At 70.8% G+C, this 13,912-nt stretch carries 11 protein-coding genes and 1 pseudogene; 7 read left to right on the top strand and 5 right to left on the bottom strand.

Translation table 11 applies throughout. The features are described from left to right. The first annotated feature begins 3 nt into the window (after positions 1 to 3). The 5 genes from K2W61_RS20860 (at position 4) to K2W61_RS20840 (ending at position 5,576) form a co-directional block, all read left to right on the top strand. Complete coding sequence (locus tag K2W61_RS20860) at positions 4 to 1,137, top strand: acyl-CoA dehydrogenase family protein (RefSeq protein ID WP_236756454.1); 1,134 nt, start codon at positions 4 to 6, stop codon at positions 1,135 to 1,137. Between the two features lie 17 nt (positions 1,138 to 1,154). Beyond that, positions 1,155 to 3,086 carry an acyl-CoA synthetase gene (locus K2W61_RS20855; protein ID WP_236756453.1) on the top strand — a complete coding sequence of 644 codons (1,932 nt, stop codon included), beginning with the start codon at positions 1,155 to 1,157 and terminating at the stop codon, positions 3,084 to 3,086. A gap of 50 nt (positions 3,087 to 3,136) precedes the next feature. Beyond that, positions 3,137 to 4,123: a tripartite tricarboxylate transporter substrate binding protein gene (locus K2W61_RS20850; RefSeq protein WP_175135487.1), complete on the top strand. Its 987-nt coding sequence runs from the start codon at positions 3,137 to 3,139 to the stop codon at positions 4,121 to 4,123. 186 nt (positions 4,124 to 4,309) lie between these two features. Beyond that, positions 4,310 to 4,996, top strand: a complete 687-nt coding sequence (locus tag K2W61_RS20845; protein WP_236756452.1) for a GntR family transcriptional regulator — start codon at positions 4,310 to 4,312, stop codon at positions 4,994 to 4,996. A 133-nt stretch (positions 4,997 to 5,129) separates the two neighbouring features. Next, complete coding sequence (locus tag K2W61_RS20840; protein ID WP_175135485.1) at positions 5,130 to 5,576, top strand: universal stress protein; 447 nt, start codon at positions 5,130 to 5,132, stop codon at positions 5,574 to 5,576. A 52-nt stretch (positions 5,577 to 5,628) separates the two neighbouring features. Here the strand turns inward: K2W61_RS20840 and K2W61_RS20835 are convergent, their stop codons facing one another. Beyond that, positions 5,629 to 6,504: a LysR family transcriptional regulator gene (locus K2W61_RS20835; protein WP_175135484.1), complete on the bottom strand. Its 876-nt coding sequence runs from the start codon at positions 6,502 to 6,504 to the stop codon at positions 5,629 to 5,631. A 105-nt stretch (positions 6,505 to 6,609) separates the two neighbouring features. On the opposite strand from K2W61_RS20835, the gene K2W61_RS20830 reads away from it, so the two are divergent. Then, the gene (locus K2W61_RS20830) at positions 6,610 to 8,136 is read left to right on the top strand and encodes an MFS transporter (protein ID WP_236756451.1); all 1,527 of its coding nucleotides are present in this window, start codon (positions 6,610 to 6,612) and stop codon (positions 8,134 to 8,136) included. A 130-nt stretch (positions 8,137 to 8,266) separates the two neighbouring features. After that, positions 8,267 to 8,734 (top strand): MarR family winged helix-turn-helix transcriptional regulator, encoded by a 468-nt coding sequence (locus K2W61_RS20825; protein WP_175135482.1) that lies wholly within the window; start codon positions 8,267 to 8,269, stop codon positions 8,732 to 8,734. 52 nt (positions 8,735 to 8,786) lie between these two features. Here K2W61_RS20825 and K2W61_RS20820 read toward each other — a convergent pair whose 3' ends face one another. The 4 genes and pseudogenes from K2W61_RS20820 to K2W61_RS20805 all read right to left on the bottom strand — a co-directional run bounded on the left by K2W61_RS20820 (position 8,787) and on the right by K2W61_RS20805 (position 13,873). Beyond that, positions 8,787 to 10,103, bottom strand: a complete 1,317-nt coding sequence (locus K2W61_RS20820; RefSeq protein WP_175135481.1) for an MFS transporter — start codon at positions 10,101 to 10,103, stop codon at positions 8,787 to 8,789. A gap of 112 nt (positions 10,104 to 10,215) precedes the next feature. Next, positions 10,216 to 11,565 (bottom strand): annotated as a pseudogene (locus tag K2W61_RS20815) (c-type cytochrome); the annotation flags it as partial. Continuing rightward, positions 11,502 to 13,340, bottom strand: a complete 1,839-nt coding sequence (locus tag K2W61_RS20810; protein ID WP_236756450.1) for a hypothetical protein — start codon at positions 13,338 to 13,340, stop codon at positions 11,502 to 11,504. The gene K2W61_RS20810 and the pseudogene K2W61_RS20815, both read right to left, overlap by 64 nt. Beyond that, the gene (locus K2W61_RS20805; RefSeq protein WP_419761612.1) at positions 13,337 to 13,873 is read right to left on the bottom strand and encodes a (2Fe-2S)-binding protein; all 537 of its coding nucleotides are present in this window, start codon (positions 13,871 to 13,873) and stop codon (positions 13,337 to 13,339) included. The genes K2W61_RS20810 and K2W61_RS20805 overlap by 4 nt, the downstream gene beginning before the upstream one ends. Positions 13,874 to 13,912 lie beyond the last annotated feature (39 nt).

The raw sequence follows: 13,912 nt of genomic DNA, 5'->3' as shown, positions 1-13,912 counted from the left end.
GCCATGAACTTTGAACACACCGAAGACCGGCGCATGCTCTCGGACATGCTGCGCCGCTTTGTCGCCGAACAATACGACTTCGCCACGCGCGAACGCCACGCCACGATGCCGCAAGGCTACAACCCCGAATTCTGGCGGCGCTATGCCGAACTGGGCGCCATCGGCGCGCTGTTCGCCGAGGAACACGGCGGCCTGGGCGGCGCGGGCTTCGACATCAGCGTGGTGTTCGAGGCGCTGGGCCGCGGCCTCGTGCTGGAACCGTTCCTGGACGCGCTGATGGTCGGCAGCGCCATCGCCCGCGCCGGCAAGCCGGCGCAGCGCGAGGCGCTGGACGGCCTGATCGCGGGCGACATCACCGCCGCGCTGGCCGCGGCCGAACCCGAATCCGGTTACGCGCTGAACGAAGTGCGCGCGCGCGCCGAGCGCAGCGGCGACGGCTGGGTGCTGAACGGCGCCAAGGCCGTGGTGACGGGCGGCGAGCATGCCGACCTGTTCCTGGTGTCGGCGCGCACCGCCGGCGCCGAGGACGACGAGGCCGGCATCAGCCTGTTCCTGGTCAGCGCCGGCACGCCGGGCCTGGCCGCGCGCGGCTACGACTTGATCGACGGCGGCCGCGCGGCGGAACTGACGTTCGCGCACGTGGCGCTGGGCGCCGACAGCCTGCTGGGCGACGCCGGCGCCGGCTTCGCGCTGCTGGAGCATGCCACCGGCCGCGGCATTCTGGCGCTGTGCGCCGAGGCCGTGGGCGCGATGGACTGCGCCCGCGACGCCACCCTGGAATACCTGCGCACCCGGCGCCAGTTCGGCGTGCCGATCGGCAGCTTCCAGGCGCTGCAGCACCGCATGGCCGACGTGCTGCTGGAAATCGAACAGGCGCGCTCGGCGGTCATCAACGCCGCCGCCGCCCTCGACCACCCCGACCGCGTCACGCGCGAACGCGCGCTGTCGGCCGCCAAGTACACCATCGGCCGCATCGGCACGCTGGTGGCCGAAGAGAGCATCCAATTGCACGGCGGCATCGGCATGACCTGGGAACTGCCGCTGGCGCACTACGCCAAGCGGCTGGTGATGATCGACCACCAGTTGGGCGATGAAGACCACCACCTGCGGCGCTATATCGCGCTGGGGCGGGCGTGAACGGCGAGGACGGCATCATGACGCAGGCCTACACCGCCCCGCCCCCGGCCCCGCCCTTTGCCGCGCCGTTTCCGGTGCGTTCCATCGACGACGTGCGGCGCTTGGCGGCGCGGCCGCTGGCCGAGACGCTGACGGTGCAAAGCACCTACGAGATCTTCCGCAACTCGGCCGCCGCCTTCGGCGCGCGCACCGCGCTGACCTTCCTGCGCAGCGCCGATCCGGACGAAGCGGCCATCAGCTGGAGCTACGACGAGCTGCTGGCCGGCATCCACCAGACCGCCAACCTGCTGCACAGCCTGGGGCTGGGCCCGGCGGACGCGGTCGGGGTGCTGCTGCCCGGCTGCCTCGAATACCACCTGGCGCTGTGGGGCGGCGAAGCCGCCGGCATCGTGCAGCCGCTCAATCCGCTGCTGACCGAAGACAAGCTGGCCTCGCTGCTGACCACCGCCAAGGCCAAGGTATTGATCGCCTATGGTTCGGACACCGAATGCGAATCCTGGTCCAAGGCGCTGCGGCTGCGCGAGCGCGTGCCCACCCTGCGCACGCTGCTGCGCGTGGCGCCGCACGATGAGCCCCTGTCGCGGCGCCCCGCCCTGCCGGACCACGCGCTCGACTTCAACAGCGCCCGCGCCGCCCAGCCGGCGGACCGGCTGTTGAGCGAACGCGTGATCCGCGCCGGGGACGTGGCCGCGTATTTCCATACCGGCGGCACCACCGGCGCGCCCAAGCTGGCCATCCACACCCACGCCAACCAGGTCTTCACGGCCTGGGCGGCCGTGCAACTACAGGGCGCGGGGCCGGGCGACGTGGTCATCAATGGCTATCCGCTGTTCCACGTGGCCGGGGTGCTGCCGGCCTCGCTGGCGGCGCTGTCGGCCGGCGTCCAGACCGTGATCCCGACCACGCTGCTGCTGCGCAACCGCGAGGTGCTGCGCAACTACTGGCGCCTGGTCGAACGCCACCGCGCCACCTCGCTGCAGGGCGTGCCGACCATCCTGGCGGCGCTGGCCGAGATCCCGCTGGATGGCGCCGACATCTCCTCGCTGCGCTACTGTCGCACCGGCGCTGCGCCGCTGCCGGCGGAACTGGCGGCGCGCTTCGAACGCCTGTTCGGGCTGCATGTGAACGAAAGCCTGGGCATGACGGAGATGGCCGGCATCACCTCCATCACCCCGCCCGGCTCACGCTTCCCGGTCAACTGCGTGGGCTTTCCGCTGCCCTACGTGCAAGTGCGCGTGGTCGGCCTGGACACCCCCGCCGGCCAGCCGGCGCGCGACCTGCCGCCGGGGCAGGCCGGCATGCTGCTGTTCAAGTCGCCCAACGTGATTCCCGGATTCCTCGACCCCGAGGACACCGCCCGCGCCTTCACCGAGGACGGCTGGCTGATCAGCGGCGACGTCGGTTTCCTCGATGCCGACGGCCGCCTGCACCTGCAGGGCCGCGCCAAGGACCTGATCATCCGCGGCGGCCACAACATCGATCCCAAGACCATCGAGGACGCGCTGGCCTCGCACCCGGCGGTGCGCATCTGCGCCGCCGTGGGCGCGCCCGACCCCTACGCGGGCGAACTGCCGATCGCCTTCGTCACCCTGGCCGAGGATGCCGAGGTGACCGAGGCCGAGCTGATCGCCTACGCCGCCGCCCATGTCGACGAGACCCCCGCCCGGCCCAAGCGCGTGGTGGTGCTCGAGACCATGCCGATGACCAACGTCGGCAAGATCTACAAACCCGACCTGCGCCGCCTGGCCACCGCCGTGGCGGTGCGGACCCTGGCGGCGCCGTTGCTCGAACAGGCCGGCCTGCCGCCGGACAGCCCTTTGCTGCGCGTGCAGGCCGACGCGCAGCCGGACGTCGCCGTAGAACTCGACGCCACCCTGCCCGCGCCACTGAAGGAGCAGTTGCGCGCGGCATTGCACCGCCTGCCGGTCAAGGTCGCCTTGCGCGACTGACCGGCAGCCCATCACCGGTATTTCATAACAACACCATCGGAGACAAGCCCATGACCCACCAACCCCTGCGCCGCGCCTGCCTGGGCGCCCTGCTGCTGACGCTGGCCGGCGGCGCGCTGGCGCCCGCGGCCCTGGCGCAAACCGCCTTTCCCAGCAAGCCCATCACGCTGATCGTGCCGTTCCCGGCCGGCGGCTCCACCGACCGCCACCTGCGCATCGTGGCGCAGGACGCATCCAAGTACCTGGGCCAGCCCGTCATCGTGGAAAACCGTCCCGGCGCCGGCGGCACGCTGGGCACGGCCACCATGTCACGCACCGCCAAGCCCGACGGCTACACCATCGCCCTGTACACGCTGGCGATGCTGCGCATGCCGTACATGCAGAAGACCTCATGGGACCCGATCAACGACTTCACGTTCATCATCGGCTTGTCGGGCTACACCTTCGGTTTCACGGTGCGCGCCGATTCGCCTTACAAGACGTTCAACGAGTACATCGAGGCCGCGCGCAAGAACCCGGGCACCATCGACTATGGCTCGACCGGGGTCGGTTCGTCGCCGCACCTGTTGATCGAGGAAATCGCCATCAACGCCAAGGTCAAGCTCAACCACGTGCCCTACAAGGGCAACGCCGACATGCAGCAGGCGCTGCTGGGCGGTCATGTCATGGCACAGAGCGACGCCACCGGCTGGGACCAGTTCGTGGACTCGGGCAAGATGCGGCTGCTGGTGACGTTCGGCGAAAAACGCACCACGCGCTGGCCTGACGTGCCCACCGCGCAGGAACTGGGCTACAAGGTCGTGTCGACCTCGCCCTATGGCCTGGCCGGCCCCAAGGGCATGGACCCCGCGGTGGTCAAGACCCTGCACGACGCCTTCAAGAAGGCCCTGTTCGACCCGGCCAGCATGGAAGTCATGAAGCAGCTGAACCAGGAGCCGGCCTACCGCAACAGCGCCGACTACAAGGCCTGGGCGCAGACCACCTATGTGAAGGAAAAAGGGCTGATCGAGTATCTGGGCCTGATGGCCAAGAACTGATCGCGGCGGCGGCGGCGGCGGCGCGGCGGGCCGCTGGCGCCCCCCCGTGCCGGCGCCGGCCAATCCCTGCGCGAGGCGGCCGGCGCCCCCGGCCGGATCGCCGACAATTTTCGTATGCAATAAATGTTGCCGGGGCGGGATTTTGATAGACTGGCTTCCCATCCCGTCTCTCCGCTGCCGCGTTTCATGACCCAGGAAGCCCTCCCCGACCCCAGCGCCGACGACATCGCCCGCGAAATCGCCGCCGCCATCGTGGCGCATCGGCTGCCGCCCGGCACGCGGCTGCGCGAAGAGGCCCTGGCGCGCGTCTACAAGGTCAGCCGCACCAAGATCCGCGCCGCCCTGCTGATGCTGTCCAAGGACAAGCTGATCAACATCGTGCCCGACAAGGGCGCCTTCGTCAGCAAGCCCGACGCCAACGAAGCGCGCGAGGTCTACGCGGTGCGGCGCATCCTGGAAGCCGCGCTGGCACGCGAATTCGTCACGCGCGCCACGGCGGCCGACTACCGCCGCATCGACGCCCACCTGGCCGAGGAGCGCGCGGCGGTGGCAAGCGGCGACGTGCAGACCCGTAACCGGCTGCTGGGCGACTTCCACATCCTGCTGGCCGAGGCCGTCGGCAATTCGGTGTTGACCGGCATGCTGCGCGAGCTGTCGGCGCGCAGCGCCGTGATCACCGTGCTGTACCAGAGCTCGCATGACGCCAGCTGCTCCTCGCGCGAGCATCACGCCTTCATCGAGGCGGCCCGTGACGGCGACATCGAGCGCGCCTGCGCGCTGATGGACGAACACCTGGAACACGTGCAGACCGCGCTGGACTTCAGCGAGGCCGACCGCGCCGGCGGCGACCTGGTGGCCGCCCTGTTGCGCTGACACCGCCCCGGCGGCGCCGGCTTGACCGCGCGCAAAGTTTGATTCCGCGCAACTGCGCCCCTGCCGTCCCCCGATACAGTGTGATGTAACCGCCGCGCGTCGTGGCGGCCGCGGCAAAAACACGGGAGACACCATGTACAAGCACATTCTCATTCCCACGGACGGCTCGCCCTTGTCCTCGGAAGCCCTGGTCGCAAGCCTGGACCTGGCCAAGTCGCTGGGCGCCAAGGCCACCATCGTCACGGTCGAGGAACCCTTCCACGTCTTCGCCATGGGCGCGGCGCAGGTGGCCAACAGCCTGAGCGAATACCAGGACCAGATCCGCGCCCAGGCCGAGCGCCTGCTGAGCGCGGCCGCCACCCAGGCGCGCGAGGCTGGGGTACCCTGCGAAACCCTGCGCGCCACCCATGAAGACCCGTACCAGGCCATCATCGACACCGCCCGCGAACGCCACTGCGACTTGATCGCCATGGCCTCGCACGGGCGCCGCGGCATGGCCGCCGTGGTGCTGGGCAGCCAGACGCAGAAGGTGCTGGCGCACTCCACCATTCCGGTGCTGGTGTACCGCAAGAAAGCCTGATGCCGCCCCGTCCGCGCGGCCCGTCCGGCGGGCGCGCGGACCGGCCGCCGGCTCACGCCCCCGGATGCAGCAATTGCTCCATACGCTCCTGGATCCAGCGCTCGGTGGCCGTCGGCGTGCGGCCCTGCAGCCATAGCGTGCGCACCGGCAGCGGCGGCAGCGACAGGCCGGCGCAGGGCACGTTGGCCAGATCCTTGCGGTAGCCCTCGTACTCGGCGATGTTCAGCGGCAGGATCGCCCACCCCAGCCCGTCGGCCACCATCGCCGCGATGCTGTAGAAGCTGTCTGAACGCCAGGCCGACGGACTCATCACCACATCTTCCACCCCCTCCATCCGCATCACCAGCTGGCGATGGCGCGCCAGGTCATTGCGCGTGACCTCGGGCAAGGCGGCCAGCGGGTGGTCGCGCGCCACGAAAATGCCCTGGCCCACGTCGCCAAGGTAGCGATGGGCGAACGCCGCACCCGGATCGCCGCGGTCGAAGTGGAAGGCCACGCTGGCGCGGCCTTGCGAGACATACTCCGCGACTTCGGTGGCCGTGCCGTTCAGCTGGGTCAGTTCCAGCGCCGGAAAGCGCGCCGAGACCTCCTTGACCAGCACGCCCAGCACCCGGTCGGGCAAGGCCTCATCCAGGGCCACGCTCAGGTGCGCATCCTGGCCGGCCGCGAACGACCGGGCGCGCTGTTCCAGCGCCGCCGCCTGCCGCAGCAACTCGCGCGCCTCTTGCAGCAGCACTGCGCCGGCGCGCGTCAGCGTGGCGTTGCGGCGCGAACGGTCGAACAGCTCCACGCCCAGGTCAGCTTCCAGCAGGCCCAGCGAGGTACTGACGGCCGACTGCACCCGGCCCAAGTGGCGCGCCGCCGCCGAAAACGAGCCGGCGTCGGCCGCGGCCACGAAGTGCCTGAGTTGATCCAGGGTCCAGTTCATCGATGCTCCCGATGGGGGTGTTCAATGTATCTATTTTATAGATTCATTCCAACTTTTTGATTTCGATTGGCAGATAGAAAATGGCTCCCCCATCGGAGCAGACCTATGACGCAGCCCAATCCTGCATACGCCCTCGCCCCGGCTGTCCCCGGCCGCTGGCTGGTGCTGGCTATTGTTTCCAGCGCCCTGTTGTTGATCGTGGTGGACATGACAGTGCTTTACACCGCCTTGCCCCGCCTCACGCACGATCTGGGCGTGACCGCCTCGTCCAAGCTCTGGATCGTCAACATCTACGCCCTGGTGGTGTCCGGCCTGCTGCTGGGCATGGGCACGCTGGGCGACCGCCTGGGCCACAAGCGCCTGTTCATGATGGGCCTGGCCGTGTTCGGCGCGGCCTCGCTGGCGGCCGCCTATGCGCCCAATCCGGCGGCGCTGATCGCGGCGCGCGCGGTGCTGGCGGTGGGCGCGGCCATGATGATGCCGGCCACGCTGTCGATCCTGCGCCTGACCTTCGCCGACGAGCGCGAGCGCGCCATCGCCATCGGCGTGTGGGCCTCGGTGGCCTCGGGCGGCGCGGCGCTGGGACCGGTCATCGGCGGCATCCTGCTGGAACACTTCTGGTGGGGCTCGGTGTTCCTGATCAACCTGCCCATCGTGCTCGTCGCGCTGCCGCTGGCACGCCGCTACATCCCCGCCAGCAAGCCCGAGCACCAGCGTCCCTGGGACCTGGTCGGCTCGCTGCAGGTGATGGCCGGCCTGATCCTGACCGCCTATGCGCTCAAGGAACTGGGCCGCGCCCAGCCGTCCTGGCTGGACGCCACGCTGGCCTGCGCCGGCGGCGCCGCGATGCTGGCCATCTTCGCCCGGCGCCAGCGCGCGCGCCCCTATCCCTTGATCGACTTCGCCATTTTCCGCAATCGCGGCTTCAGTTCGGCGGTGGCCTCGGCCCTGTTCGCGGCGGCCGCCCTGCTGGGCCTGGAACTGGTATTGAGCCAGCGTCTGCAACTGGTGCTGGGCATGTCGCCGCTCCAAGCCGCGCTGTATATCCTGCCGCTGCCGCTGGCCGCGTTCATCGCCGGCCCGCTGGCCGGCTGGTTGCTGCCGAAGGCGGGCAGCGCGCGCCTGCTGTTTGTCTCGCTGCTGGTGTCCGGCCTGGGCATGGGCGGCTACCTGTTCAGCTACGGCGGCGCGCTGGCGGCGCAGATGGCCAGCCTGTGCGTGCTGGGGCTGGGCATTGGGGCCACCATGACGGCTGCCTCCAGCACCATCATGCAAAGCGCCACGCCGGAACGCGCCGGCATGGCGGCGTCGATCGAGGAAGTGTCGTACGAACTGGGCGGCGCGCTGGGCGTGACGCTGATGGGGTCGATCCTGTCGGGCGTCTATGCGCATACGCTGGACGCGCCCGCCGGGGTGCCGGCGGCGGCGCGCGACAGCCTGGACCAGGCGCTGTTGCTGGCCGAGCGCCTGTCCGGCGAGCGCGGCGCGTCGCTGGCGCAATTGGCGCGCGATGCCTTCGACGCGGGTTATGCCGTGGTCATCGCGACAGCCGCTCTCCTGCTGCTGGGCACCGCCGCGCTGGTGCTGCTGAACCGCCTGCGCGGCAATGGCCGCGTGGCCGCGGCGCGCTGATGGCGCCGCGCGCCTGCCGCGCCGCGAAAAAGCCGGTCGCGCCCGGCACAAAGGCGGCAAGCCCCGTAAACTTCCGGACATTGCCATTGAGATAGATCATCATGCCCTGGGCACCGCTTCGGATAGGCTTATGCGAAATGTGAAAAACACGTCCGCCCCCGACAAGGACAGCTACTTGTTCTCCGACCAGATTGGGCACCTGCTGCGGCGGGTGTACCAACGGCATACCGCCCTGTTCCAGCAATACATCCCCGACTCGCAGCTGACCGCCGCGCAGTTCGTCGTGCTGTGCTCGGTGCGTGACAACCAGGGCAGTTCGCTGGCGGACATCGTCAAGGCCACCGTCATCGACCAGGCCACGGTGCGTGGCGTGGTCGACCGGCTCAGGCAGCGCGAGCTGGTGCGGGTCGATCACGACCCGCACGATCGCCGCAAGGTCGTGATCAGCCTCACCCCGGTGGGCCAGGAACTGGTGCGCAAGATGGAACCCTTCGCCCAACAGATCACCGAAAGCACCTACGGCCGGCTCAATCCCGCCGAGCGCCTGGCGCTGGACTTCCTGCTGCGCAAGATGATCGAGGGCGACGACGCCGCATGAGGCGCCCGGGCGGCGCGCGTCCGCCCGGCCTCGTGCCGCCCGCTCGGGCGGATCAATCCAGCGCGCGATTGCGCGATTCGACGTCGACCGCGCGGATGGCGAAGGCCGCCGCCACCAGCATGCTCGCCAGCACCGCCAGCGCCAGCGTGAAATGCGTGGCCATGATGGGCGCGATGATGGCCGGCGCGAACAGCCCGCCAAAGCGCGCCACGGCGCCGGCCAGGCCCATGCCGCTGGCGCGCAGGTCGGTCGGATAGACCTCGGGCGTGAAGGCGTACAGCGCGCCCCAGGTGCCCAGCAGCGCGAAGCTCATCAGCAGCGTGGAACCCACCACCAGGAAGCTGGAGGTGCCGAAGCTGTACAGCATGCAACCCACCGCGCTCAGGATCAGGAAACCCACCAGCGTCGGCTTGCGGCCCCAGCGTTCCACGCCATAGGCGGACAGCGCGAAGCCCGGCAACTGCACCAGCGCCAGCAGCACCAGGAATTCCTGGCCGCGCATGAAGGCAAAGCCCTGGCTGCTGAGCTTGATCGGCAGGTAGACAAAGACCCCGTAATAGGCGATCGAGATCAACGCCCAGGCCAGGCACAGCGCCACGCTGCGGCGGCGCAGGCTGGCCGAGAACAGCGCCGACAACGGCTTGCGCTCGTGCAGCTCGGGCTTGAGCTCGGGGATATCGGCGGGCCGGCCATTGACGCGGGCCACGCGTTCGAGCACCTTGCGCGCCTGGCCTGACTTGCCGTTGCGGTTCAGGTACATCGGCGACTCGGGAATGTAGAAGCGCAGCACCACGCCGATCAGCGCCGGCAGGCCCGTGACGAAGAAGATCACGCGCCAGGCGTCATCGCCCCACGACAGCGCCGCCAGGGCCAGCAGCGCCAGGCAGATCGTGCCCAGGGCCCAGAACGATTCCAGCAGCACCAGCCAGCGGCCGCGGCGTTCGCTCGGCAGGAACTCGGCCATCATGGTGTAGTCCACCGGCAGCGTGCCGCCGACACCGATGCCGGTGACAAAGCGCAGCAGCAGCAGCCAGGCGAAGTCGGGCGCGAAGGCCGAGGCCACGCCGGCGCAGGCGTCGATGACCACCGCCATCATCAGCACCGGCCGGCGGCCGATGCGGTCGGCCAGCCGGCCGAAGAAAAAAGCGCCGATCAGCATGCCGACGAAGAACGCGGTGCCGGTCTGCAAGGCCTCGGGCACCGGAATGCCGAAGGTGCGAGCGATGGAGGGCGCGCTGAAGCCGATCGACAGTACCTGCATGGCGTCGGCCAGCCAGACCAGCCCGAAGATCATGAACAGCCGGTACTGGAACTTGCCGACGCCGGCGGTCTTGATGCCCTGTTCCACCGTGATGAATGAAGCTGACATATGCGTGATTCCCTTTGTGTGCCGCGCGCCGAGGGCAAACCGATGCGCGCGATGTTGTATTGCGAGACGCGGTCGGTCCCGTCATGGGCCGGTCCGCTGCCTCGTTTTCCCCTTACTGTGGCGGCGCGTGCTGGCGCAGCCTGCCTATGGTCGTCGTATCAACTGGCCAAGCCTTTTCCTCCGGCGCGAAGCGCGCGCGCAAATAGTCGATCAAATCGCCGATCTGCCTGTCATCCAGGCTGTCGCCGAACCCCGGCATGTGGCCCAGGGCGTCGTCGGCCGGCGCCTGGATGCCATGCAGGATCACCTGGACCAGGTTGTCGGGCGATGCGGCATGCAGATTGGTGTTCTGGGCCAGCAACGGCTTGGCGCCGAACAGGGTGGGACCGCTGCCCGGTTCATGGCAGACGGCACAGGCGTTCTGGTAGATGCGCTCGCCGCTGGCGCGGCGCAGCGTGCGCGTCGTCTCGGCATCGACGGCGATGGACGCGCTGTCCGCGTCGGCGCTGGCGGCCGCGCGGGACGACGCCGCCGCGATGGCCGCGCCGGTCGCGGGCGCTGGCGGCGTCGCCGGCCGGACCTGCCCCGGCAGTGCCGTCAAGTAGGTGACGATGGCGCGCAGGTCGCTGTCCGGCAGTTCGGCCAGGCCGTGGATCACCGGCGCCATGGGGCCGGCGGCCACGCCGTGGCGCGGCGAATAGCCGGTGCGCAGATAGTGGTAGAGTTCCTCGCCCGACCACGCGCGCTCGCCGCTGGCCAGCCGGTTCAGGGCCGGCGCGTTCCAGCCTTCGGCCTGGCCGCCGGCCAGGTAGGCAAGGCCGCCCTTCTCCGCGCCCAGCGCGTTGCGCGGCGAATGGCAGGCGGCGCAATGCCCCACGCCTTCCACCAGGTACGCGCCGCGGTTCCAGGCGGCATCCCGCGACGGATCCGGGGTGAACGGCTTGGGATCATGGAACAACAGGTTCCAGCCAGCCAGCAGCGGCCGCAGGTTGAACGGGAAACCCAGCTCGGTGCGCGGCGGCGTGGCCGCCACCGCCGGCTGCGACATGAGGTAGCCATACAAGGCCTGCATGTCCGCGTCGCTGAGCTTGGCGTAGGCGGTGTACGGGAACGCCGGATACAGCTGGCGGCCATCCTGGTGCACGCCGTGGCGCATGGCGCGCTCGAATGCCGCGAATGACCAGCGGCCGATGCCGGTCTGCGGATCGGGCGTGATGTTGGTGGTGTAAATGACGCCGAACGGCGTGTCCAAGGCCAGGCCGCCGGCATTGCGGGCGCCGCCCGGCGCCGTGTGGCAGGCAACGCAGTCGCCCGCCGCGGCCACCAGGCGGCCGCGCTCGATCGCCTGCGCCGAGTACAAGGTCGGATCGGGGCCGGCGGTCAGCGGCAGCGCCGGCTTCAGCGGCCACATCGTGGTGGCCAGCGCGGCCAGGCCGGCCGCGCCCGCCGCCAGCCACCCCCAGCCGAAATGACGCCGAACGGCGTGTCCAAGGCCAGGCCGCCGGCATTGCGGGCGCCGCCCGGCGCCGTGTGGCAGGCAACGCAGTCGCCCGCCGCGGCCACCAGGCGGCCGCGCTCGATCGCCTGCGCCGAGTACAAGGTCGGATCGGGGCCGGCGGTCAGCGGCAGCGCCGGCTTCAGCGGCCACATCGTGGTGGCCAGCGCGGCCAGGCCGGCCGCGCCCGCCGCCAGCCACCCCCAGCCGCGCCGCAGCACGCCGCGTTGCGCCGCGCGCCGGTCCGCCAAGGCCAGGCGCAGTTGCCCGGCATCGAACGGCGCCTGGCGCAGCCGCACCCCGGTGGCGTCCTCGATGGCATTGGCGATGGCGGCAGCGGCCGGCAATGTCGCCACGCCGTCCAGGTCCAGGCGGCCGGCGCGCACCGCCTCGGGCGGTGTCGGCGCCGGCGTGGCCAGCGCATCGCTTGTCGCGGCCGGCGCCAGCGGCGCGGCCGCGCGCCAATCGTCGAACGCCGCCGGCCCGGCGATCAGGCGCCGGGCGTCGGCCAAGCGCTCGGGCTGCTGGCGGGTGATGGCCAGGCGCGTGCTGGCGCCCTGCGCCGGCCGCAGGTCCTGGCTGTCATGGCCTGCGACCACCCGCGTCACCTCGATCCTGCCAGTGGCGGGTTGGATCGCCACTTCGGCCACCCAGGCGCTCCACACCATGTGCTCCGCGCCGTCCTCGGCCTGGCAACGGACTTGCGCGGTGGCAAAACCGCTGCCGCGCAGCAGACCGTCGCGCGGCGCCACGGAGGCGTCCATGGCGGCCTGCTCGACCACCTGGCGCGCCAGCTCGCGGCCGCGCGCGTCGTCCAGGTGGCGCAGGCGCCAGCCGACCGGATCCTCGCCAGCCGCCAGCGCGCGTTCGTGCCACAGGCTCTCGCCCGCGAAGACCTGGGCCGCATTGAGTTCGTCGACGCTGGCGTGCAGCAACGCATGCGATGGCGCTTGCGCCGGCGCCGGGGTCTCGCCCAGCACCGTGGCCTGGCCGCTGGCCGGCGCCGGCCCGGAGCGCGCCAACAGGCGCGCCAGGCTGGGCCGCATGGCCCAGGGCTGCGGCGAACACAGCGCCGGCCCCGCCGCGGGATCCGCTTCGCGCAGTACCAGCGTGGCCGGCTCCCCCACGCGGCTGGCCACGCACACCGGCCGCGCCACCGCTTCGGACAGCAGCGCCGCGTCGGCCGCGGCATCCAGCAGATCAAGCGCATGCGCCGCTCGCGCGGCCGCGCCGGACGGCCACGCCACCACGTCCACCGCCTGCTCGGGCCAGTCGAACAAGGCCGCCAGCTCGCGCCGTATCAGGGCGCGCAGCGCGCTGGCGTCCGGCGGCAGCCACAGCGTCAGGCGGCCGTCCAGGCACCAGGCCGCGACCCGCGCGCTGGCGCCGGCTTCGGCTGGCTGCCAGAGATATTCACGTTCCGCCACCGGTGCCGTGGCGGCGGCCGGCGGCCCCGCATACGCCGGCCGTCCAGCGCCGCGCCACGCCGGCGCCAGGCTGGCCAGGGCCTGCCGCGCGTGCAGCGGCGTCACCGCCACCACGCCGGCAAAATGCTCGCGCCGCACGACCGCCACCACGCCGGCCTGCGCGCGCGCGTCGTCCAGGCGCACGCTGTCGAGCCGGCTGCCGCGGTAGCGGCTGCCGTCCCAGGCGGCGTCGGGCGGGCGCAGCGCCAGCCCATGCAACAGCTCGGACGGCGGTTCGACGGCGTGCGTCGCGGTCTCGGGCAAGCACGCGCTCATGCGCCGGCTCCTTGCGGCTGGCGCGGACGCGTCGCCGCATCCTGGCGCAGCTGCGCCGCGCGCAGCGCCGCCTGCATGATTTCCACGTGCGTGCCACAGCGGCACAGGTTGTGATGCAACTCGCTGCGCACGGCCTGCTCTGTGGGCGCGGGATCGCGGCGCAGCAGGGCCTCGACCGTCATGATCATGCCGTTCAGGCAATAGCCGCACTGGGCCGCCTGGCACTCGATGAAGGCGCGCTGGGTCGGCCCGGGCCGCTCACGCGTGCCCAGTCCTTCGAGGGTGGTGACCTCGCGTCCCTGCGCCGCCCGCACCGGAATCACACAGGAACGCGCCGCCACGCCGTCGATCAGCACCGTGCAGGCGCCGCATTCGCCCAGGCCGCAACCGTACTTGGGGCCGTTGAGTTCCAGGTCGTTGCGCAACACCAGCAACAACGACGTGGCCGGCGGCGCCGCCACCCGCGCGGCGCGTCCATTGACCATCAAGTCGATCGCATCGGTGGCGGGCGTGGGCGTGGCGGCGTGTTCCATGGTGTGGGTGGCGAAAGGTCCGGGGATGAAGGCGCGAAC

The organism is Achromobacter pulmonis, from assembly GCF_021733725.1.
Classification (GTDB): Bacteria; Pseudomonadota; Gammaproteobacteria; order Burkholderiales; family Burkholderiaceae_B; genus Achromobacter; species Achromobacter pulmonis.
This window is presented reverse-complemented; position numbering and strand designations above follow the sequence as displayed.